Origin of the sequence: Leptolyngbya sp. CCY15150, assembly GCF_016888135.1 — a bacterium.
In the GTDB taxonomy this organism is placed as follows: Bacteria; Cyanobacteriota; Cyanobacteriia; order RECH01; family RECH01; genus RECH01.
Genome location: NZ_JACSWB010000199.1, coordinates 1 through 23,289, shown reverse-complemented (window position 1 = coordinate 23,289; position 23,289 = coordinate 1). Strand labels below are relative to the sequence as shown.

The following is a 23,289-nucleotide window of genomic DNA, read 5'->3' as shown; positions in this document are numbered from 1 at the left end:
CTCCAAGGCATCAGCTCGATGAATCGTCCGTAGCTCACCAACCTGGGGAAAGCATCCCGCCAGTGCACCAACACGAGCTGCTGGTAGACGTCCTTGAACGTTCGATAGCCAGAACCATGGAAGGCAATCACGATGGTCATCACGTCACTGATGCTCAACCGGGATGGATAGCCTTTGGGCGGGGCATCACAGGGCAAGCGAGCCACATCTCGCTCACAGAATTGCTCCAACTCACGATAGACGTCATCAACATCGCAGAAGATTTGGGTCACGTCGAGGCGCGCTAAACTTAGAGATATGGCTGAGGTGCTTGATATTTCAATACTTTGAGCGTAACCCTCAGCCTTTTCTTTTGCACCCTCATTGTTGTCGAACTCACGTCATTTCTGCAAACCGTGTTCCAAACTACCTCCCTATCCGCGATCGAGCTGGCCATTAGCGTGGCCTTAAGCGCCATCGTGTTTGGGGCGATCGAGCTAGAGAAGACGTTGATGCGGAAAAAGCCGCGATGAGAAGCTATGGCAATCGGCCAACGCATGGGCTCGATTGCTATGGGTGTCAATTTTGTAGATTTATGCCTTACTAGGTCTAGGGGGCAAGCGCTAGCAACCCCAGTGCGTTTCTCCTCGGGCAGGTCAGGCCATGAACCAGCATATTTTTATTTCCCACACCACCAAAGACGATGCCACAGTCCAGCGGGTGCGGGAAACGCTGGAGCTGCAAGGCCAGGTATCCTGGGTCGATTCGCGGGAGATGAGTGGCGGCGATGCCCTGTGGTCTAAGGTCGAGGCCGCCATCCGCAGCGCCCGTCACTTTTTGGTCGTGCTCACCGTCGATGCTCTGTCCTCAGACTGGGTGCAGCGAGAAACCCGCCTAGCGCTACAGCTCGCCCAGGAGCGCACAGACGGCTACAAGGTGATCTCCGTAGTGCTTCCGGGGGTTGGGTTGGGCCTGCTCAACCTGCTGTTTCCCCAAGACCATGCCCACATTTTTATCAAAGACACCCCCAACGGCCTAAACGAGGCCATGCCCGATATCTACGCTGCGCTGGGGGAAGAACTGCCCGCTGACTGGCAGCGAGGAGAGCCCGTCCAGGTCGAGCCGGTGGAGGAACTGCTGCTCAAGCTCATCGACCCCCAAATTACCGAGCAAAACGGCATTCGCCGCGCTGCCGCCACCGCCGAACTCACCTACATCCCCGCCGATCGCAGCCGCGAGATTACTAGCCGCCGCTACCGCTTTACCGCCCCCCTGGGGCCATTAGAGTTGGATGACCTGCGCTGGTACATCGAAAAATATTACCAATGGCCCACGGGAGTCTTTAAGCAGCGGGCGGGCCAGACAGAGGCGGCTCTACCCGATTGGGGGCAGGCGCTCTATCGCGCCGCCGTCAGTGGCGAGTCGGCCCGAGCCCCCCTGTCCGAGTGGCAACGAACTACCGGCAGCCGTCGTTTTTCGGTGCAGGTCGATAGCGAACCGGAGGAAGGCACCCCCGAGGCAGAAGCGAACCAGTTTCGCGAAGCCGCCAGCGACCTGCTGTCGCTGCCCTGGGAGATTTTGCACGACGGCAAAGGCTATCTCTCCCAGGGGGCAAATGGGGTGCGGGTGCGGCGGCGACTGCCCAATCGCGAGCTGACCCAAACCCTAAAAGCCGACCTGCCCATTCGGGTGCTGCTGGTCAGCCCTCGGCCTGAAGTGGATGAGAGCGGCGGCAAGGTGGGCTATATCGACCACCGCGTCAGTGCCCTGGCTCTAGTAAAGGCGGTGGAAAACCTGGGCGGAGCCTTGGTCAAGGTGGATATGTTGCAACCGCCCACCTTTGCCGCTATGAAAGCAGCCCTCCAGCGAGGCAGAGCCGAAAACGACCCCTACGAAATCGTCCACTTTGATGGCCACGGCGTCTACGACCAGCGGGTGGGGCTGGGTGCCCTGTGTTTTGAAGACCCCAAGGACAGCCAAAAGCTGGGCCAGCGCCTGCTCCAGCTCGTTTACGCTCCGGCTCTAGCTTCTGAACTGCGGCACTATGGCGTACCGCTGATTTTCTTAGAAGCCTGCCAGACTGCCCAATCTAGCGCCGACCCCATGACCTCGGTAGCGGCCAAGCTGCTAGAAGAAGGAGTAGGCTCGGTGGTGGCCATGAGCCACTCGGTGCTGGTGGAAACCGCCCGCCGCTTTGTGGAGCGGTTTTACACTAGCTTGGCGGAGGGCAAGCGGGTGGGCGATGCCATGCTGGCGGGGCAAGCCGCTCTCTACGACGACCCCTACCGGTTCAAGATCATGGGGGCGGGCGACCTGAGGCTGCAAGACTGGTTTGTACCGGTGCTTTACCAAGAAAAAGACGACCCCCAGCTCTTCACTGTGACGGTGGGGGAAGCGGCGGATCGGCTGGGCCGCCAGCGGCGACAGGTGCAGCTGGGCCAACTGCCCGCGCCCCCCGAGCACCAGTTTGTAGGCCGCAGCCGCCAGCTTTTGCACCTGGAGCGCCTGCTACAGCAGGAACCCTACGCCGTGGTGCGCGGCAGCGGCGGCCTGGGCAAAACCGCCCTGACCACCGAGCTGGCCCGCTGGCTGGTACGATCGCACCGCTTTGACCGCGCCGCCTTTGTCAGTGTGGAATCGCAGAATGTGCAGGATGTGCGGGGGGTGCTAGATGTGATCGGTCGCCAGCTAGTACCCAACTACACCGTGGCCCAGTATGGCGACAACCAGGCCAAAGCTCTGCAACCCGTAGAGCGCGCCCTGCGCGACTACCCCACGGTAATTGTGATCGACAATATGGAGAGCGTGCTGCCCGATGCCCAGGGTAACAACCCTGCCGGGGTGGCGGATGTAACAGAGCTGCTGGCCCTCTGCGAAAAACTGCTGGCCGCCGACCCCCGCTGCCGCCTGCTGTTTACCAGCCGCGAGCCATTGCCCGCCCCCTTTGCCAAGGCCAAATGCACGGTGGAGCTGGGGCGGCTGCGCGAAACCGAAGCCGTGCAGCTCGTCGAGCAAGTAATGGCCCAGCACGGCTGGGAGCCACCAGCCAGCGACAACGCCACCACGCCGGAGGAGATAACGGAACTGGTGGAAACGGTGAACCGCCACCCCCGCGCTCTGGTGCTGCTGGCGCGAGAGGTGGCCCACGGGGTGCGGGCGACGACGCAGACTGTGGCGGCGCTGATGGCGAAGCTGGAGCGAGAGAATGCGGGCGACAGAGAGAACTCACTCTATGCCAGCGTGGAGCTGTCGCTGCGGCGATTGCCGGAGGCGGTAAGGGAGCGGGTGAATCGGCTGGCGGTGTTCCACGGGGGCGGGCATTTAGCAATCATGGCCACCGTCATGGGGATTGAAACTGAAAGCGTTGCTGAAGTAGCCAGAATGCTGATCGATGTGGGGATGGCGGAAGCCCAGGAGTACAACTACCTGCGGCTCGACCCGGCCCTGCCCGCCTACCTACAACTGGGGCAACCCCCAGAGCACCTGGCCCAGCTCACCACCACCTGGGCCGAGGCCATGGTGCAACTGGTCGATTTTCTGTATGAGCAGTTCTTTAAAGACAGCACGATGGCCTTAAACCTGACGCTGCTGGAGCTGCCCAACCTGATGGCCTTGCTCGACTATCTGGGGCAGCGGTTTGAGGTGGATAGCTCAATGGCGGAACAGGTCGCCAACACTGCCGGGAAGATTGAGCAACTGCTGGAGTTCCTGAACCGGCCCCAGGCCCTGGCGCGGGCGGTGGCCCTGCGGGAGCGGGCGGCGGCGGCCCTGACCGAGTGGGGCAAGGCCCGCTCTGAGAATGAGCGCCTGCACATTGAGCGCCTGCTGGGTCAGGGGCAACTGCAAGCCGCCTACGACCAGGCCCAGGCGGTGGGGCCAACCGCCTACAGCGGAGCGGATTATGAGTTGGCCATGGCCCATGCTCTGCTCGGTCGAGTGCTGAAAACTGCCGGACAGGGGGCCCCGGCGCTGGAGCTGTTTATAGAAGCCCAGCGGCTGTTTGAGGACATTGATAATAGCAGCGCGGCCCGCATGGCATCCGTAGCCCTAGCAAAGCAGGCCGGCTGCCTGCGGGACTTGGGGCGGCTGGAGGATGCGGCGGCTAAGTACGAGGAACATATCAGACGAGGCGAAGAGCTGGCGGATTTTCGGGGAGTGGCGGTTGGGAAAATACAGTTGGCTGATGTGCTAAGAAAGCAAGGGCGGTATGAGGAGGCGATCGCAGAATACGACGCCGCCCGCACCCTGTTTGAACAGCAAAACGAACCCCAAACGGTAGCCATCATCTGGCACCAGACCGGCATTGTCTACCAAGATGCCGGACAGTACGACGCCGCAGAAGCCGCCTACCGCCAGTCCCTGGAATTAAAAATTAAAACCCAGATGACCGATGCGAATGGGCCAGCGAGCACTTTGACTCAGCTAGGGAATCTCTACGACAACTGCTTAAATCGCCCCGAAGAGGCCGTGACCTTTTACCGACAGGCGGCGGATATTTATGTAGAGCAAGGGGACTTGCGGTACGAAGGTGTAACCCGCAACAACATTGCCTATACGCTACGCAAGCTCCAGCGGTACGACGAAGCGCGAGGGGAGATCCGGCGGGCGATCGAGTGTTTTCAGCCCTTTGGCACAGCGGTTGAAATCTATAAATCCTTCAACACCTTGCACGACATCGAAACCGCAACGGGCAACCCAGCGGCAGCGCGGGCGGCGTGGCAGCAGGCCCGCGATACCTACCTCGCCTACCGGCAGCAGGGCGGCTACGCGCAGGCTTACGGTGGCCAGCTAGTCGATCACGTTTTGGGGCTGCTGGCTCAGCAACAGGTCGATGAAGTCCAGTCGCTGTTCGAGCAGCTCACCAGCAATCCAAACGCCCCAGACTCCCTCAAGCAGCTCATCCAGACCATAGTCGCCATCCTCAACGGCTCCCGCGACCCCGCCCTAGCCGACGACCCCGCCCTCTATTGCGCCGATGCCGCCGAGGTGCTCTTCCTCATCCATCGCCTCTCACCCCCACCCCCGGAGGATGGGCAAAGGATGTAAGACCCTGCCCATCTTCGAGCGTTTGAGTGATGGGCAAGCATAGCTCCCATCCTACGCATTAGCTGCTCCCCCTACTCTGGGGGCAGCAACATCCCCGACTGCGGAATCGTGACGAACGGACGACCGATCGCCCTGCTCTGCATACCCCAGTCAAAGGACGATGTCCCTAAGCGCCATCCATGGTTGCCAATGTGTTGCGAGGGCGATCGTTTACTCACAGTTTGTATCGTAATTCATCAAATCATACATAAAGTAAAACAACGTCATAACACACTAATGATATCTAGGCTTCCAACTTCAAAAAATAAGGACCTAAGGCATGAAGTTCAATCCCCATGATGAAAACAACCTGGAGCGGCAAAATGATCTCCAACGTGACAAAGAGACGTTCCGTCTTCGGCAAGAAGAAAAACGCCTGACATCTGCTCAACACAGTTCCACCTTTATTTGGATCGTCAATAGCATTTACTGGTTGATAGGAATGCTGGTAACGTTGCTGATTATCAGATTTTCGCTACGCCTGTTCGGCGCTAATCCTGACAATGGATTTGCTCATCTGATCAATCAGCTATCCGCTCCTTTTGTAGCTCCATTTTCTACCTTATTTATCAGCCCTACCGCAGGAGGAGGAGCCAACATATTTGATGTCAATGTTTTGATTGCGATCGCAATTTATAGTCTTTTGGGCTATCTCGGGGTCTCTCTGGTTAGATTTATATTTTATCAAAAGGCATAATGTTGGCTGTCAACTTAAAGCGGGACATCACATCTGGTTAAAGCGGGACATCACATCTGGGTTATCATCCAGGATGTAGGAGCCAGAATTTAGTCTCTAATTTAATGATGACTCCTAGCTTTTAACGTCTACCCGCTCCAGTTTTTCTCGGCTTCAAGGACACACCTGGCTGTGCCTTTTGGGGCGAAACCCGGCCCGATTATGATCGGGGCGAAGTGCGTCAATATATCCTCGATTGTACCACGACCTGATTCGCCTGCGCCGCAACCGTAACGGCTGTACCCGTGGTCTCTGCGGGCAGTCCATTCAGGTCTACCATCTGCACGATGCCCGCAAGATGATCGCCTTTCACCGCTGGGATCAGGGTGGGCCAGGCGATGACGTGGTGGTGGTCGCCAACTTCTTCCATGCCTCCCAAGATAACTACACCATTGGCTTTCCGGCAGAGGGACTCTGGAAGCTCCGCTTCAACAGCGATTGGTGCGGCTACAACGACGGCTTTAGCAACCATTTCAGTGCGGATGCGATCGCAGAACCAGGCTCCTACGACGGACTACCCTGGCATGGGTCGATTTCCATCGGCCCTTACAGTGTGCTGATCTTATCGCAATAAATTCTGTTGCTTAGGCAGGCTAGCAAAACGCTCAATAATACTAAGACTTACCTTATGAGAAGCATCACCTAGTTTATGAGCCCCACGATTGGACGCAACCTAGCTGAAATAAATCCCCAAGCTATTCGATTCGTGGATACTGACCAGAGACAACCCATCAAAGACCGAGTCTAAAAATCCTTAGCATTCGTATGATTTTAAGCTGCCTTGTCACCCGTTCAGGTTTATTAGTCATTTGTTTAAGGCTCCAATATCAAGGGAATGTCTAGAGATCAGCGAGGTTTTGACCTAATTGAGTGGGGCGATCGCTCCGGTGAATGCCTATCAGCTTGGACAGAACAACATGTATGGTCTATTACGATAGAGATTAGGGAGTGGTAGATCTGCCAGTTCTATGGTCTTTGAATGCGTTGCACTTAATCATGCAAAAGCACGCGACGTAATAACATGGCATTGATTGCAACAACGACGGTCGAAATGCTCATCAGGACTGCACCCACGGCTGGCGATAAGATAATGCCGAACGGTGCTGCAATTCCTGCTGCTAAGGGAATGCTAATGACGTTATACCCGGTTGCCCAAAATAAGTTCTGAATCATTTTGTTGTAAGTGGCTTTGGCAAGTTTCAGTGCGTAGGTGGCATCCAGCGGATCGCTTTTAACCAAGACTAAATCGGCTGATTCGATCGCCACATTGGTGCCAGCCCCGATTGCCAGTCCTAAATCTGCCTCAGCTAATGCCGGGGCATCGTTGATGCCATCGCCCACAAAGGCCGTCGGCTGTTCAGCTTTAAGCTTCCGAATCAACGAGGCTTTATCCTGGGGTAAAACACGGGCATAGTAGCGATCGATGTGCAAATCCTCTGCAACGGTCTTGGCCACGGCTTCGGCATCGCCCGTAATCATCACCACCTGCACGTCCATTGCCTGTAGTTTTTTCACGGCTGCTCGGGCCGATTCGCGCACCTGATCGGCGAGCCCAAAGACCGCCAGGACTTGCTGATCATCCATCAGGGCGATCGCGCTTTCCCCCCGCGATTCACTTTCTTGCACCCCTTTTTGCAAGGTTGAAGGAAACTTTAAGTTCAGCTCCTCAACCCATTCCGGTCTGCCCACCCGATAGCGTTGATTATTCACGACACCTTCAACGCCTTGACCCGATACAGCTTTGAAGTCCGTCGCTTTATGAAGCTGGCGATCGCGTTTCTGTGCTTCCTGAACGATCGCCTGTCCGAGGGGATGTTCTGATAGGGATTCTAAGGAGGCCGCAATCACTAAGGCGGGCAGCTCCTCAATCCCGTCAGCATAAATCTGCTCTACACCGAACTGTCCTTTAGTTAAGGTTCCGGTCTTATCAAAGGCAATGGTTTTAATGCCTCGTGCTCGTTCAAAGGCATCGCGGTTGCGTACCAAAATCCCGTTTTTCGCCGCCATTGATGTAGCGTTGATGATCACCAAGGGAATCGCTAAGCCCAGCGCATGGGGACAGGTGATAACTAACACCGTCACCGCTCGATTAATGGCAAAGGTTAAACCGCCTGTGCCCACCGATAGCCAAACAATGAACGTCAGGGTAGAAACGGCGATCGCTGTATAAGTTAGCCAAGCAGCCAGTTGATCGGCTAGGGTTTGATATTGACTTTTAGAGGCCTGCGCTTCCTCAACCAGGCGCATAATCTGGCTCAGCGTGGTTTGATCTCCAGTGCGAGTGACATTGATGGTTAAAGCACCTTCTCCATTCACCGCTCCAGCAACAACTTCATCCCTGGCTTTTTTGACCACCGGGCGCGACTCTCCCGTGAGAAATGCTTCGTTAACGCTGGAGTTTCCGTCTACAACTTCACCATCAATCGGGATCTGTTCACCTGGACGAATAAGAATTTGATCGGCTTCAACTAATGTGCTTACCGGGACATCTTCGATCTGCCCATTGATCTGTTTATGAGCGACGGACGGCACTAGATTGGCGAGATGTTCTAAAGCGCGGCTAGCTCCTTGAACAGAAGCCATTTCAATCCAGTGACCGAGCAGCATGATCAAGACTAGGGTTGCCAGTTCCCAGTAAAAGGAATTGCCTTCTAATCCCAGGGACACGGCCACGCTGTAGACAAACGCGACGGTGATGGCAAGGGCTACCAGCGTCATCATGCCAATTTTGCTGCGGAGTTCGTGGTAAGCCCCCTTCAGAAAAACCAAGCCACCATAGAAATAAATAATGCTGGAGAGAATGGGTGTCACCCAGTTTGAACCGGAAAATTCGATCGCTTGGTAGTTAAACCACTGCTGAAACGAGGGCGCAAAATAGAGGACAGGTAGCGTCAGTACTAGGCAAATAAAGAAGCGACGCTTGAACATCGCTGGGCTGTGTCCAGCATGTTTACCGTGTCCATCGTGGTGTTTATGATTAGTGTGATGATCTGTCATATTTTTCACAAAAAACTTTAATTTTATTTATCTCAATCACGCCGAACGCTGAGATGAATTTCGCGATTGGTTAGTTTTCGATAAACGATCTCGATCGCAAAGGCTAGACCTACCATGACAACTACGATCCAAAGATTTCGCGGATTGGTTTGCGCGGTTTGAGCTAACAGCACAAAGACAGCAGCCAGACAGGCGACAGTGCCCAAAAATGAAATCCATCGATAGCTGTTTGTTCGTTTATAAAGCCGCACATTAGCAAAGTTGACAGCCGCAAAAATGAGTAAAAAGCCCGAGCTGCCCATGGTAGATATGCCAGATAGATCGGACACATTTGCAATAATGAGGGTTAAGCTACTGGTGATTAATAACCCCTCAATGGGCTGATTCCAGATCTTTTTTTCTAACGCAGCGGGTAACTCTCCAGATTTAGCAATGATAAAACTCAGGCGTGAGGTGCCGTAAAGTGTGGCATTGAGCGCTGAAGCTGTTGAGAGTAAAGCCGCGATCGCAATTAAACTAAAACCAGCCTGCCCCATGAATGGTTTTGCCGCCGCCGCTAATGCGTATTCTTTCGCCGCAACGATTTGGTCAGTCGGTAAAGAACCTACGGTGATGCCAGCAATCAGAACGTATAGCAACAGCACAAAGATAACCGCTGAATAATAAGCACGAGGCAATGTCCGCTCGGGCTTCTTGATGTCTTCGGCGGTGTTGGCCATCAGCTCAAAGCCTTCAAACGCTAAGAAAATAATCATGCCGCCTGAAATGATTGACAGAGGCGAAGCCCAAGTAGAGGGTTGTAATTGCGCCAGATCAACGCCTCGCGCACCAATGCCGATAAATACGCCTAGGATGATGAGTTTGAAGGCAACAATCCAGCTTTCGGCTTTACCAATCAAATCGGCGCTCAGAAAGTTAAGCCCAGTGATGCCGACGATCGCCCCACTGATGAGCAGATGCCTAATCCAGCCTTGGGCAGACTCTGGGAAAAATATGGCACCGTAGCTGCCAAATGCAGAGGCGTAGAGAGAAAGCATCACGATGTAACTCAGCCACAGCAACAGGTTCATGCCTCCGGTCAGAACGCCTGTGCCAAAGGCTTTATTTAAGAAGGTGACGGTTCCGCCTCGACTGGGGAAAGCGATCGAGAGTTGGACATAGGCATAGGTCGTGAGTAGGGCAATCGTACCGGCGATCGCAAATGCTAACGGTGCGCCTCCCTGGGCTAACTGCACCGACAACCCCAAAACGGCGAAGATGCCGCCACCCACCATGCCACCGATGCCGACGGCAACCACTGACCAAAATCCCATGTTGCGCTCTGCCATTGTTAACGTGCCTCCTATAGTCTCTACCGGCGATCGCTCTCTCCCCGCGATTCACTTCCTTGCGACCCTTTTTGCACCGGGGACAGAAACCGCAAGTTCAGCGCCTCAACCCATTCCGGTCTGGCAACCCAACAGCGTTGATGATTAACGACACCTTCAACGCCTAGCAAGATTGCATGGATTCAGCACATGGTCCTCGTAATCGGTGTTAGGGAAGGAGGGAGAGCTGGCGATCGCCAATGTCCGGCGAAACAACGTTGGCAGATGTCTGGGATTTTCCCTATCACGTCAACGTCTTGAGGTAAGTGATCAAGTCAGCTAGGTCTTCGTCGCCGATAGTCCAGCGCGGCATATCCTGCTCCAAGGGTGTGCCATCAGGATCTTGACCTTGCGTCACTGCCAGGCGGAATGTTTCGGCATCGAATTCATGTTCCAACGCTGACCAGCGAATGTCTTGGGCAACCATGGTTTGCATTCCCATCATCCTGTGTACATCACCACGACCATCGGCACCATGGCAGGAAGCGCAGGTCAGGTAGCCGCCCGCTCTGCCTGGTGAGGTATTACCATTGCCATGTCCCATCATCCCTCCGTAGCCACTGCCCGTTCTGCCTGTATTACCATTGCTAGTCCCCATCATGCCGCCTGATGAGCCATCCTCCATCCTCCCTTCGAAGGAAGGGTCGCCCGTGTAAGTAATAGTTGTGCCGCGATCGCTCGTCGAGGAGAAATAGATGCGTTCACCGTTGGAACGATAGCTTATTGCCTGAGCGGTTTCAGTGGGTGCTGCTGGCTGCATCGAGCTCCCCGCTTCCTGGGGCATTCCACGGGGTGCCATGACCTGCGGGTGGTGGGCACAGGTCACGAGCAGCACCATGACAACAACACCTAATAAGCAATTGGTGATGATTTTGATGGTTCGGTTGATCATTCGTTCTCCTTGGATAGCGATCGCGGCACCCAGCCTCAGGCGATCGTGGTTCTACTGACTCCACTGGGTTTTGAGTCCAGCATCACCCGTACCTTGGCAGTTTTATAGATTGTGCGCGGTGGCATTCCACAAGGTGATGATCGGCACGGTGGGATGGTGGGGATCAAACTCGAACATGCTGAGTGACGCTGTGCCAAGCGGAAAATGCTGGGCTTCGATCACCGTTAAGCCAATCCAGCGGGCAGCCAGAACACCGCCAAACTGACCGTGGGAAAAGAGGGCGATATTCCCCTCCAGAGTGCGCAGACGAGCGATGAGTCGATCGGCGCGATCGCAAATCTGATCAGGCATTTCACCGTTCGGACAACCATCCCGAAAAACATTCCAGTCGGGTCGCTCCTTACGGATATTTACGGATCGCTTGCCTTCGTAATCCCCATAATCCCATTCGACCAAGTCCGGTTCGATGTCCGGGGCTTGCGCCAACGCCGCCAACGCACAGGTTTGGCTGGCGCGCTGGAGCGGGCTGGTTAGCACATGAGCAAATCGGATGGCCCGTAGATGCGGGCCGAGAGCCCTTGCTTCATCCTCGCCGTTTTGGGTCAATGGAATGTCCGTGCGACCCGTGTGCTGGCCCGTGAGCGCCCATTCGGTTTCACCATGGCGGATCAGGTAAAGGCGCAGGGGGGTAGGCAGGTTGATGTTCATGCTGCCGTCCCTTCCATCGTTGCCTTGTATGTGCCCTGACGGGCTGCCCCATTACACTTGGCTCGATGCAGTAGCGCCTGTTGAGCCGCCGCCACATTCACCTCTTTGCCTTGCCAAAGTTCTAACGCGGGTTGCTGGATGGCGCGGCCAAAGGAAAAGGTCAATGCCCAGGGCGCTTTAGAGCGAACATTCATGGCATTCAACCGCGCCGAGGCTAGCTCAGCGGATTGACCGCCCGACAGGAACGCAATCCCCGGCACGGCAGCGGGCACCGTTCGCAAGAGACACTGCACCGTGGCATCAGCGATCGCCTCCACCGTTGCTTGCTGAGCACAGGTCAAGCCCGGCAGCACCATATTGGGTTTCAGGATGATGCCCTCCAGCAGCACCCGTTGTGTGTAGAGTTGGTTGAAGACGGTTTGTAGGACGTCCTCCGTCACCGCACTACACCGCTCTAGGGTATGCGCTCCATCCATCAGCACTTCTGGCTCAACAATCGGCACCAGTCCTGCTTCCTGGCACAAGGCGGCATAGCGCGCCAATGACTGAGCGTTCGCTTCGATGCAACCCCGGTTGGGAATGTCAGAACCGATGGTCAGCACCGCCCGCCACTTGGCAAAGCGAGCGCCCATTTGAGCGTAGGCCTGGAGGCGATCGCGCAAGCCATCCAGACCTTCGGTAATTTTTTCGCCGGGATGACCCGCAAGAGCCTTGGCACCCGCGTCAACTTTGATGCCAGGAATAATTCCCGCATCAAGGATGACTTGAATCAAGGGAATGCCATCTCGTGTGTGCTGGTGAATCGTCTCATCGTAGAGGATTGCACCACTGATAGCCTGGCCAAGACCGGACGTGGTGACCAGCAGCTCCCGATAGGCGCGTCGATATTCCTCTGTCTGGGGAATATCCAGTTTGGCAAAGCGTTTGTTGCACGTTGGATTACTTTCATCCATTGCCAGCAGACCTTTGTTGTCAGCAACCAGCATCTTCGCGGTTTCTATAAGGTTTTGTGCATGCATTTCTAACTCCTCGGAAGATTTATTGACGATTAACTGAGCTAGACAGAGGTGGGTCAGTCCGATGACTCGCTTGATGTGACCGTCGCCCCAGCGTGCTCTCGATCAAGTGGGTCAGTTTATCGGCAGCCCCGTCAACGGCCTGGTCTAAGGTGGCGGACTGATCGGTGACGGCGATAGGCTGAAGGCCTTCAAGGTGAGCTTCGATCACGCAGCGCATGCTGTCATTGCCGTCCTCTTGCTCACTGTTCTGATTACTCAGGTGAACATCAACAGAGGTGATGCGATCGCTAACTCCGCTCAGAGCATCTTTGACGACGCCACTGACCTGATCAGCCAGGGCTTCGTGACCTTCGATGTTGTGGTCAGTATGAATTTGGATTTGCATGGCGGTTTCTTTCGGAGCCTCTCAGATTATTGAACAGTGGCAAGCAGACTGAGCTTTTCTAGTAGCGCCTTGGCGGCTGGCTCAGAAGATGCGGGGTTTTGCCCAGTAATTAACAGCCCATCTGTCGCAACATGGGGTTGCCAGTCATCTGCTTTGGAATACTTGCCTCCGTTGGTTCGGAGCATATCCTCGACTAGGAAAGGGACAATTTCAGTTAACCCGGCGGCCTGTTCCTCGGTATTGGTGAAGCCTGTTACGGCTTTACCTTGCACGACAGGATCGCCGTTGACTGCCTTGACATCACGCAGCACACCGGGCGCATGGCATACTAAGGCAACGGGTTTACCCGCACCCAGAATGGTCTCGATTAGGGCGATCGAGGCTGCGTCTTCAGCTAAGTCCCACAGTGGCCCGTGCCCCCCAGGGTAAAATACAGCGTCGAAATCATCAGCAGAAACCTTATTCAACTCAATGGTCTGCGCGAGAGCGGCTTGTGCGGCAGGATCTGCTTTGAAGCGTTGCGTATCTTTCGTTTGAGAATCTGGGGTGTCACTCGTGGGGTCGAGCGGTGGCTGCCCACCCCCCGGTGAAGCGAGTGTGATCGTTGCACCTGCGTCTTTGAAAGCATAGTAAGGGGCGGCAAATTCTTCGAGCCAGAAACCTGTTTTTTTACCCGTATTGCCGAGCTGGTCGTGTGAGGTCAGCACCATCAGTATGTTCATACTAGACTCCTTTAGTTACTTTGGTTTGAATTTCAGACATTTTGACTTTCACAGATTAGTTTGGGTAGGTCTGCCCAATCCATTTGCGATCGCTATTACTACACCCTCTATACCTCCTTAAACCCAATAACGAATGCTTATTCTAGGCTTCTGATGTCCTTCAATTCATCAGGCAAGTGCCCACTCAATAGGTCACTCCTTAATCGAATTTCACGATCATCTTGCCGATATTGTTGCCTTCAAATAGACCGATGAATGCGTCCACAGCGTGATCGATGCCTGTCACCACTGTTTCCTTATTTTTAAGTTTTCCAGCGCGGAAATAGCCGCCCACTTCCTGTTCAAATTCGCCTTGACGACTGAGCCAATCGCCAACGATTAATCCTTTCATCGTCAACCGTTTGGTCGTCATGTTGAAAAGATTAGGAGGGCCAGGTTGTGGCTTTTCCGCGTTGTACCCAGAGATGCCACCACAGGCGATAATCCGACCCTGCAACCGTAAAGCCGAGAGCGCCGCTTCGAGTGCTTCACCGCCGACATTATCGAAATAGACATCAATGCCATCCGGTGCTGCCAGATTCAACTGTTTGAGCACCGCATCAGTCTTATAGTTAAAGGCACTGTCAAAGCCACAGTCTTCTAGCAGAAATCGGATTTTCTCTTCCGACCCGGCAGAGCCGATCACCTGACACCCGCGCAATTTTGCGAGTTGCCCAGCGACGCTACCGACCGCACCAGCCGCTCCCGAAATAAACACAACGTCACCCGCTTTGACCTCTACCAACTTCAACCCAGCCCAAGCCGTCATGCCCGTCATGCCAAGGGCCGCTAGGTAGACTGAAAGCGGTTGCAGGTCGCGGCTGACTGGGTGTAACTCTTGTGGTTTAGCGATGAAATATTCCCGCCAGCCATAGCTAGACGTGACCGCATCCCCTGGCTTGAACGGATCGGCGCGAGACTCAACGACTTCGCCGACTGCGCCGCCGGTCATGGGCTGACCCAGTTCGAACGGTGGCACATAGGATTTCCCGCTGTTCATGCGACCGCGCATGTAAGGATCAACGGACATATAGAGGTTGCGAACGAGTACCTGTCCATTTTGCAGCGGCTCCAGTTCGGTTTGGGCGAGGCTAAAGTTAGCTGGGGTTGGTATGCCAGTGGGGTGAGATATGAGCCGAATCTCGCGGCTGGTGATGTGAGACATATTCATAACCTAGTTTTAGGATTCATTTGTGGCTTACGCAGCTGGTTGTAATGAAGCCATATCAATGACGAAACGGTATTTTACGTCGCTCTTCATCAGGCGATCGTAGGCTTCATTGATGTTCTGGATGGGAATGAGTTCGATGTCTGCCGTGATGTTGTGCTTCCCACAGAAATCCAGCATTTCCTGTGTTTCTTTGATGCCGCCAATTAGGGAACCACTGAGACTACGCCGACCAAAGATTAAGCTACCGACATTCAGAGAAAGCGGTTCGGTTGGTATACCAACTTGGGTGAGGTTGCCATCGCGCCCCAATAGGAGGAGATAGGCGTTGATGTCGTGTTGGGCCGAAACCGTATCAAGAATGAAATCGAAACTATTCAGATGCGGCTTCATCTCATCCGCATTCTTAGAATTGACGACTTCGTCTGCTCCCAGCCGCAGGGCATCTTCAACTTTGCTGGGTGAGGTGGTGAAGACGACAACATGGGCACCAAATGCCTTGGCCAATTTCACCCCCATGTGTCCCAAGCCGCCGAGTCCCACAATGCCAACCTTCTGGCCTTTGCGAACATTATTGTGACGCAATGGAGAATAGGTGGTAATCCCGGCACAAAGCAGGGGAGCAACAGCGGCAAGATCCAAATGCTTCGGAATTTTCAGCACAAACGCTTTATCCACGACAATGCTCTCGGAGTAGCCACCAAACGTCATGCCGCCCATGTGTTGGTCAGGAGAGTTGTACGTCCAAATCGTACCTTTCTCGCAGAATTGTTCTAAGTCGTGCTCACAGTTAGAACACGTGAGGCAAGCATCGACCATGCAACCGACCCCAACGATGTCGCCTTCCTTAAATTTGTTGACCTGCGTTCCCACGTTGACGACCCGCCCAACAATTTCATGACCGGGTACGCAGGGGTAAGTGGTGCCACCCCATTCGCTACGGACGGTATGTAAGTCAGAGTGACACACGCCACAATAGAGAATGTCGATCTGCACATCGTGTTTGCCGAGATCGCGACGTTGAATGTCAAAGGGTGCGAGGGTCGTCTTAGCGTCTTGGGCTGCGTAGGCGTTGACTTTCATTGATTTCCTTCTTGAGATGATCTGTTTTGGCAAAGCTGATTGAAATGCTTTGACTAAAGTTTCAAGCTGCGTGGGTCAAGGGCAGGCAGATTTATTTCTCCAATTTTATCGAGATCCAACACAGGTTTCCTTCAGAATTAAAGATCAAACTTACACAGGGCAGCAACAGTTTGATCGTCTTCAATTCGTGTGAATGGAATCGATACCCTAGTCATATGGTCTGAATTAGTTGATTAAGCATCATATCATTTCGCAATTGTAAGGGAGCGCTTCAATTAATGATGGCGTTGAATATGTAGCCAATGCTAACAATGCCAACGGTCATCAATCCAATAAATACAGCTAATAGCTGTGGTCGCAGCACTTTTTTAAGAATCACCATTTCAGGAAGAGATAGTGCGGTTACTGCCATCGTGAAGGCTAAAACTGTACCCATCGGCATTCCTTTATTGACCAACGCTTCAGTAATGGGCATCACACCCGCAATATTTGCGTAGAGTGGAACACCCAAAATGACTGCGATCGGCACTGCAAGAGGATTATTCTCGCCTGCATATTGGGTAATAAAATCTGTCGGTACATAACCATGAATCCCTGCACCGATCGCAATTCCGATCACTACATAGAGCCAAACTGATCGCACAATTTCACTGGCTTGGAACCTCCCTTGCTCAAATCTTTGCCCCCAACTTAACACCACTGGTTCGAGGATGTCTTCCTCTTTTAGAGGTATGTCTTGACGAGATTTTTGAAGTTGCCAGACAAATGGTTCTACCCATTTCTCTAACTTTAGGCGTCCAATGATATACCCAGAAGCGATCGCCAAACCCACACCAAAGCCAATGTAGATCAGCGTCACCTTTAACCCAAACAATCCCCAGAGAAGGATAACAGCAACCTCATTGACCATGGGCGCTGCCATCAGATAAGAAAAAGTTATGCCTAACGGTACACCTGCTTCTAAGAAACCGATAAACAAAGGAACCGCAGAGCAAGAACAGAATGGGGTAACGATGCCTACCATTGCCGCCAAAATATTCCCTGCAAAAGTGCGTTTTCCTTCTAGCAAAGTGCGAACGCGCTCTGGTTCTAAAAAGCTTTGAAATGTCCCAACAATAAAGCTAATGACAATCAGCAATGTTAGGACTTTCGGCACATCGTAAAGAAAGAAGTGCAGACTTGACCCTAAATGTGATGAAATCGACAAGCCCAAAAGTTGGGTCACAATTTGGGTTGCCAACCAATCAAACGGATAAAAAGGATCGACCATGAAGTTGCCTCTTTAACGCTGCACCTCTTTAACGCTGCAATAGAGGCTGAATTTGTTCGGCACTGATGACTTGACCTTTGCTGGCAACTTTGCCATTGATGGTCATGGCGGGAGTAGACATCACCCCTCGTTTGGCAATTTCGATGGGGTCGGTAATGTGCAGAACTTCAGCCGTTAAATTGAGATTAGCGACCGCTTCTTTAGCATTTGCTTCTAGCTGTTGGCACTTTTTGCAGCCTGCACCCAAAATTTCAATTTTGATGGCATTCATGACATATCTCCTTATCGAAACGCCTTCACCACCGCATCAAGTTTTACCTTGATGGAGTCGTCATGGTGCAGGATGGGTGGAATCTCGCGATCGATGCCCAGCAGTTCGTAGACGGCCATTTGGGCCACCCGGATGGAATACTCCACGGTAAAAACGACATCATCAGGGATTTCGACAAATTGGCTGACGAAGGCTAGGTTTTTGGAGTTTTTTGGCACGGGCAGCGGGCGATCGCCATAGGCACGCGGCATAAACATACTGGTGATATAGGGCATCCGGCAGGGAATACAGATGGCAGTGGCGATCGCCGACCGATCGAAATTCAGATGGCCGCATAGCTCTTGCAAAATTTCGCTGCCGTTGCAATCCGCCATTGATTTGGGTACGAAGTCGCCAATGCGATCGGGGTGCAGAGCATAGCCCCAGAACACCTGCACATCGGCAGGTTGGTCGATGTAGTGGGGTTGATGCGCTAGCACGATCGACATCATCCAATTGGAATCTTTGAACGTCACCAAACCGCCAATGCCGGCCTGATTGCCAGAAAATGCCTCCATCTGGTCAAAGAAAGCGGTGTCTTTGACGGTTACCGTATAGGACTCCCAAAATGACTCTGGAATACTGGAATTGAACGCCGCTGGGTTCCCAAATTCAGGATGGCTGTGAGCCAACTTTTCCCATAGCAACCAGCCACCACTATCATCTTTCGTGAGCTGTGGGGGCGCACTTGTCATGGATCCAAAGCTGGAGGCATCGGTCATCGACCCGTTTTGGAAGAACACCAAATCGTTGTCGGCGATCGTCAGGATATCGGTCGTGCCATCGCGCTTGTGGTGAATACCCGTGACGACGATCTGGCCCTGATCCATCTTTAGCTCAAAGTCTGTCACGGTGCAGTTGACGACAAAATTCACCCCCTGCGCCTTCAGCCAACTCACCAACGGTCGCACCAAGGAATCAAATTGGTTGTAGACCGTGCGCTTGACCCCGGCCAGGGTTTCAATTCGGGAGAACTCCATCATGAACCGATGCAGGTAACGTCGGAACTCAACCGCGCTGTGCCAAGGTTGAAACGCAAACGTCGTTGACCACATGAACCAGAAATTGGTTGTGAAAAAGGGCGGTGATAGCCAATCTGTAATGCAGCTGGTGCCCAGTGTCTCTTCGTCAGCTTCAGTGAGTTTGAGCAGTTCAATCCGATCCTGCATAGAAAATCCCATCGACTCGACATCCAGCTTGGCGCGATGGCGATCGACGAGCCGCGCCTTAGCGTGGGACTGGTGCAGCTTGTTGAAGGCGATCGTCTCATCAAATACCGTCTGCCCCGGAGAACCGAGGGAGGGGATCGATTTGAACAAATCCCACGTACATTCATAGTTGTCGGTTGTCAGCATCCGTCCGCCGCGCATGGTGTAGCCCTGCGTGGGGTTGCCGTTACCATCCAGACTGCCGCCCAAGACGGGCATCGCCTCGTAGATGGTGATATTGCAACCTGGAATATTGCCATCGCGAATCAGGAACGCGGCGGCGGCTAAGGAGCCAATCCCACCCCCCACCATATAAGCCTTACGGGCGGCACCGTTGGCCGTACTGAAGCTTGCCGGGGGTGTAGTCGATAATTGTTGTGTCATAGCTGCCTTTTTTAAGTGAACGTGATCATTGACTGCTTGCCAAGCTTCTCAGGCAGGTTTCCTCAACGAGGATTTAACTACTTTTCGGGGTTGGATGAACCCCTTCAACTGCTCAAACCAAATTAGACAAATCAACCCACCGCTCAAACAAATTGCCAGGTCGATCGGGTGTAGAAACGAAAAGCTAAACAATTGACGCAAGAAAGGCACGTAAAGCACGATCGCCAGAAAAAAGAGTCCACCGCCCATCACCCAGCGCAGGGCAGCATTGGGGGATTTTAGGACGCTTAAGCTGAGGCGAGCGGTTGAACTTTCGCTCAAAATGAGTCCTAAATTGGCCAGAATTAACGTCGTAAACGTGAGTGCACGGGCATCTAGTTCGCTTTGTCCGCGATAGAGCGAGGCGACAAAAATAATGAGGGCGATCGCCAAGATGCCACTCCCTTGCAACACGGCTAAACCCACCGTTTTCTTGCCAAACAGGGGTTCTTTGGGGTTGCGGGGTGGGCGCTGCATCACCGTCGCTTCAGCGGGTTCGGCTTCCAACACAATCGAACATGCGGGATCAATAATTAAGTGGAGAAAGGCAACGTGAATGGGCAATAAGACTAAGGGCAGCTTAAACAACACTGGAATTAATGACATCCCCGCTATCGGAATGTGAATTGCCAGCAGATAAGACATTGCTTTGCGGAGATTATCAAAAATGCGTCGTCCCAGTTTGACCGCTTGCACGATCGACGAAAAATCATCATCCAAAAGCACTAACTCCGCCGATTCACGGGCAACATCGGTGCCGCGCTGCCCCATAGCGATGCCGATTTGTGCGGCTTTCAGGGCAGGGGCATCATTCACCCCATCGCCCGTCATCGCCACGACTTCACCCTTTGCTTTCAGCCCATTCACTAGGCGCAATTTTTGCTCAGGCACAGCCCGTGCAAAGATGTTGGTACTTTGAATCCGCTCCTGAAGCTCAGCATCACTCATCTGATCCAATTCCGCTCCGGTCATCACAGCGCCCATTTGCAGCAAACCAATCTGCCGCGCAATGGCTTGCGCTGTGCCGGGATAATCGCCCGTAATCATCACCACTCGAATGCCAGCGGTGTAGCATTCTTGAACCGCCGCCGCCACCGTTGGACGGACAGGATCAGACAGCCCCACCAAGCCGAGAAATTGAAACGGAAAATCATGTTGCTGGTCGGGCAAATTCGATGGATTGAGCGATGGATGGGGTGGCAAAAAGGGCGGCGGCGCATCGAGCAGCGCTGCTTTAGCCACCCCTAATACCCGCAAGCCCTGCGCTGCCATGTCGCTCACTTGTTCTGCCAGTCGTTGCTGCTGGGCGGGCGTGAAATGACAGAGATCAGCGATCGCCTCTGGTGCGCCTTTGGACGCAATCTCATACTGTTCACTATCTGCCGACCGCCAAACATGGGACATGGCCAATAGTTGCGGTGACAATGGATATTCTCGTAGCAGTTGCCAATCGTTGTGGATATGTTCGGTATCGGCAAGGTAGCGATCGCCCAATTGCTTAAACGCTTTTTCCATCGGGTCAAAGGGATCGCGCTGACTCGCCAGAATGCAGAACTCGACTAATTCATGCACCGTTTCGGGGAGTGGCTCGCTTGTATGCAGGCTCAAATCATAGGTGTGAGGCTTTTCTGCCTGATCATGGGTAGATTCATCGGCACATAATTCATAGGCACATAACTGTTGCACCGCCATTTGATTCAGGGTCAATGTCCCCGTTTTATCCACACAGAGGACGGTCGCAGCCCCGACGGTTTCAACGGCAGCGGCACGACGCGCTAAGACATGGTTCTGAGAAATGCGCCACGCGCCCAACGCCAAAAAGATCGTGACGACAACGGGAAATTCATTCGGCAAAATTGCCATCGCCAGCGTAATGCCGGCCAGAATGCCATTGAGCCAATCGCCTCGGGTGAGGCCATACACCACCACGATCGCCACACACAGCGCTAACGCAATCCCAAACAAACGGCTCACTAACCGATTCATTTCCCGTTGTAAGGGAGTCAGCTCCGGTTTCACGGTTTGTAAGGCGTTGCCAATCTTGCCCATTTCCGTCTGAGCGCCGATCGCCCGCACTTGAGCAATGCCCTGCCCCTGCACGACCAGCGTGCCGGAATAGACAAAGGGCAAATCATCACCCCCTGGACGGGGCATCTTGCCGTCCTGAGCGTCGATGTCAGCAGCAACTTTGCGAACCGGAACAGATTCTCCGGTTAATAACGATTCGTCGGTGGACAGATTGGAGCAGGACAGCACGATCGCATCCGCCGGTACGCGATCGCCCTCGGCCAGGACTAAAACATCGCCCCGCACCACCTCTCGCCCGGTAATCCGTTGGCGTTGTCCATCCCGAATCACCAGGGCACGGGGGCTAGACAGATTGCGCAAGGCTTCCATGGCATGTTCGGTCTTGCCTTCCTGATAGAGGCTAATGCCCATAATGAAAAAGACAAAACCCAGCAAAATCAGGGCTTCTTGCAGGTCGCCTAAAGCCCAATAAATGATGCCGCCGCCGACCAGCAAAAGAAAGATGGGATCTTGAACAATGTCCCAGGCGATCGCCCACAAACTGCGCGATCCCGATGAGGGGAGTTCATTGTAGCCGTCTTGCTTGAGACGCGCGATCGCCTCTTGCTCAGATAAGCCAGCTTCTGTATTAGCTTCTGTATTAGATAGAACTCCAAAGCCATGATTCACAACTTCTACCTCCGTATTTCAAGCCCCTATCAGTCCAATGGCCCTAACCGAAAAGCTTGACCCGAGCAGCCAGAGCTGCATAACCTTCAATGCTGTGGTCAGTATGGACTTGCACGATGTTTTCCCGTGGTCATGGTGGTGGACTTAACCTTCAACCACCGCATCAAGTTTCCCTTTGATGCATGGGTTCTATCGCATCTTACGTCTCTGTAATTCCCGCCGCGTTTTCGGCATCGCGTCTGGCATCGAGCGCAGCTAAGGTTGCTTCTTCGGCTTCCTCCATCGCCGCCACTGCCAAGAAGGTCACAGTTGCCGCGTAGTCTTCAGCTTTATCAGCCCGATGTTCGAGTTTCTCGGCTTCGCGATTTGATTTCCATTCTTCAATATTCGACATCACCTCAGATTCTTTTTCCGCCAACTGAGTTTTGAGCTTTGCCCGGTAATCATCAAATTCTTGTTTCTTTGCGTCCAGATTTGCCTTGGCTTCGTTGAGCTTAGATTGAATCTCAGCTTGAGTTTTTCTCGGTAAAGATTGGATATTGTTCTTCAGTGATTTGGCGCGATCTTCAAGTGCTTCTAAATTGTCGTGAAGTTGTTGGGTAAAGTTATCAATGGCAGTACTCATGATGCTTCCTCTAGTGTGTTGAATCAATCAAAGTAGCGGACTTCTTTGCCTTATTTCAGGTCGGGACAGGCGTTTTTCCCCGCAACGGTGTTGCTGGCAGCGTTGACTCTGAATTCCATGTCCAGTTGCGGATTTCTGGCAAGTCTTGACCGTACTGGTTGATGTATTGCTTGTGCTGAATGAGCTTGGCTTGCATCGCTTGCTTCAGGTCAGCCCCTTTAGCCCCCAACTGCGGCAGGCGATCGATCACATCCATGACTAAATGAAAGCGATCGAGGTCGTTGAGCACGGTCATGTCAAAGGGTGTGGTGATGGTGCCTTCTTCCTTGTAGCCGCGCACATGGATATTGCTGTGGTTGGTGCGGCGATAGGTGAGTCGATGAATTAGCCATGGGTAGGCGTGGAAAGCGAAGATCACGGGTTTGTCTTGGGTAAAGAGGGCATCAAATGCCTCATCGCTCAACCCATGCGGATGTTCACAGCAATTCTCAGTATGACAAAAGGCTGTTCAAGTCCTGGGAATGGCAGTAGTGTAGTGATATCTGAGAGCGCCAAGAGAGCCAGAGTCGTTGAAAG

General features: G+C 53.5%; 19 protein-coding genes and 2 pseudogenes. 4 read left to right on the top strand and 17 right to left on the bottom strand.

What is annotated here, in order from left to right:
• Positions 1-272: pseudogene (locus JUJ53_RS14010) on the bottom strand (IS982 family transposase); the annotation flags it as partial.
• A gap of 54 nt (positions 273-326) precedes the next feature.
• Here JUJ53_RS14010 and JUJ53_RS14005 point away from each other — a divergent pair.
• On the top strand, positions 327-512 hold the full coding sequence (locus tag JUJ53_RS14005) for a hypothetical protein (protein WP_204152655.1): 186 nt from the start codon (positions 327-329) through the stop codon (positions 510-512).
• Positions 513-642: 130 nt separating this feature from the next.
• Entirely contained in the window at positions 643-5,025 is a 4,383-nt protein-coding gene (locus JUJ53_RS14000; RefSeq protein WP_204152654.1) for a tetratricopeptide repeat protein, read from the top strand.
• Positions 5,026-5,096: 71 nt separating this feature from the next.
• On the opposite strand, the gene JUJ53_RS13995 is transcribed toward JUJ53_RS14000, so the two are convergent.
• Positions 5,097-5,243 carry a hypothetical protein gene (locus JUJ53_RS13995; protein WP_204152653.1) on the bottom strand — a complete coding sequence of 49 codons (147 nt, stop codon included), beginning with the start codon at positions 5,241-5,243 and terminating at the stop codon, positions 5,097-5,099.
• Positions 5,244-5,344: 101 nt separating this feature from the next.
• On the opposite strand from JUJ53_RS13995, the gene JUJ53_RS13990 reads away from it, so the two are divergent.
• Both JUJ53_RS13990 and JUJ53_RS13985 read left to right on the top strand, forming a co-directional pair.
• Positions 5,345-5,761, top strand: a complete 417-nt coding sequence (locus tag JUJ53_RS13990) for a YggT family protein (protein WP_204152652.1) — start codon at positions 5,345-5,347, stop codon at positions 5,759-5,761.
• Positions 5,762-5,996: 235 nt separating this feature from the next.
• Positions 5,997-6,374, top strand: coding sequence for an alpha amylase C-terminal domain-containing protein (locus tag JUJ53_RS13985; RefSeq protein WP_239125056.1), 378 nt, complete (start codon positions 5,997-5,999; stop codon positions 6,372-6,374).
• A 416-nt stretch (positions 6,375-6,790) separates the two neighbouring features.
• Here JUJ53_RS13985 and JUJ53_RS13980 read toward each other — a convergent pair whose 3' ends face one another.
• The 15 genes and pseudogenes from JUJ53_RS13980 to JUJ53_RS13910 all read right to left on the bottom strand — a co-directional run.
• Positions 6,791-8,728, bottom strand: a complete 1,938-nt coding sequence (locus tag JUJ53_RS13980; protein ID WP_239125055.1) for a heavy metal translocating P-type ATPase — start codon at positions 8,726-8,728, stop codon at positions 6,791-6,793.
• 101 nt (positions 8,729-8,829) lie between these two features.
• The gene (locus JUJ53_RS13975; protein WP_204152650.1) at positions 8,830-10,125 is read right to left on the bottom strand and encodes an APC family permease; all 1,296 of its coding nucleotides are present in this window, start codon (positions 10,123-10,125) and stop codon (positions 8,830-8,832) included.
• A 283-nt stretch (positions 10,126-10,408) separates the two neighbouring features.
• Positions 10,409-11,002: a cytochrome c gene (locus tag JUJ53_RS13970; protein ID WP_204152649.1), complete on the bottom strand. Its 594-nt coding sequence runs from the start codon at positions 11,000-11,002 to the stop codon at positions 10,409-10,411.
• Between the two features lie 156 nt (positions 11,003-11,158).
• Positions 11,159-11,764, bottom strand: coding sequence for a histidine phosphatase family protein (locus JUJ53_RS13965; RefSeq protein ID WP_204152648.1), 606 nt, complete (start codon positions 11,762-11,764; stop codon positions 11,159-11,161).
• Positions 11,761-12,783 carry a class I fructose-bisphosphate aldolase gene (locus tag JUJ53_RS13960; RefSeq protein WP_204152647.1) on the bottom strand — a complete coding sequence of 341 codons (1,023 nt, stop codon included), beginning with the start codon at positions 12,781-12,783 and terminating at the stop codon, positions 11,761-11,763. Before JUJ53_RS13960 ends, JUJ53_RS13965 begins: the two co-directional genes overlap by 4 nt.
• A gap of 19 nt (positions 12,784-12,802) precedes the next feature.
• Positions 12,803-13,168 carry an HPF/RaiA family ribosome-associated protein gene (locus JUJ53_RS13955; protein ID WP_204152646.1) on the bottom strand — a complete coding sequence of 122 codons (366 nt, stop codon included), beginning with the start codon at positions 13,166-13,168 and terminating at the stop codon, positions 12,803-12,805.
• Positions 13,169-13,194: 26 nt separating this feature from the next.
• On the bottom strand, positions 13,195-13,890 hold the full coding sequence (locus JUJ53_RS13950; RefSeq protein ID WP_204152645.1) for a type 1 glutamine amidotransferase domain-containing protein: 696 nt from the start codon (positions 13,888-13,890) through the stop codon (positions 13,195-13,197).
• A 199-nt stretch (positions 13,891-14,089) separates the two neighbouring features.
• A complete protein-coding gene (locus JUJ53_RS13945) occupies positions 14,090-15,094 on the bottom strand; it encodes an NADP-dependent oxidoreductase (protein ID WP_204152656.1) in 1,005 nt (334 codons plus the stop codon).
• Positions 15,095-15,127: 33 nt separating this feature from the next.
• Positions 15,128-16,180, bottom strand: coding sequence for an NAD(P)-dependent alcohol dehydrogenase (locus JUJ53_RS13940; protein ID WP_204152644.1), 1,053 nt, complete (start codon positions 16,178-16,180; stop codon positions 15,128-15,130).
• 271 nt (positions 16,181-16,451) lie between these two features.
• Positions 16,452-17,450 (bottom strand): permease, encoded by a 999-nt coding sequence (locus JUJ53_RS13935; protein ID WP_204152643.1) that lies wholly within the window; start codon positions 17,448-17,450, stop codon positions 16,452-16,454.
• Between the two features lie 28 nt (positions 17,451-17,478).
• Entirely contained in the window at positions 17,479-17,721 is a 243-nt protein-coding gene (locus JUJ53_RS13930) for a thioredoxin family protein (protein ID WP_204152642.1), read from the bottom strand.
• Between the two features lie 11 nt (positions 17,722-17,732).
• Positions 17,733-19,352 (bottom strand): oleate hydratase, encoded by a 1,620-nt coding sequence (locus JUJ53_RS13925; RefSeq protein WP_204152641.1) that lies wholly within the window; start codon positions 19,350-19,352, stop codon positions 17,733-17,735.
• Positions 19,353-19,400: 48 nt separating this feature from the next.
• Positions 19,401-22,088 (bottom strand): cation-translocating P-type ATPase, encoded by a 2,688-nt coding sequence (locus JUJ53_RS13920; protein WP_204152640.1) that lies wholly within the window; start codon positions 22,086-22,088, stop codon positions 19,401-19,403.
• A gap of 199 nt (positions 22,089-22,287) precedes the next feature.
• On the bottom strand, positions 22,288-22,713 hold the full coding sequence (locus JUJ53_RS13915) for a hypothetical protein (protein ID WP_204152639.1): 426 nt from the start codon (positions 22,711-22,713) through the stop codon (positions 22,288-22,290).
• Positions 22,714-22,768: 55 nt separating this feature from the next.
• A pseudogene (locus JUJ53_RS13910) lies at positions 22,769-23,191 on the bottom strand (phosphoketolase); the annotation flags it as partial.
• Between the last annotated feature and the right edge of the window lie 98 nt (positions 23,192-23,289).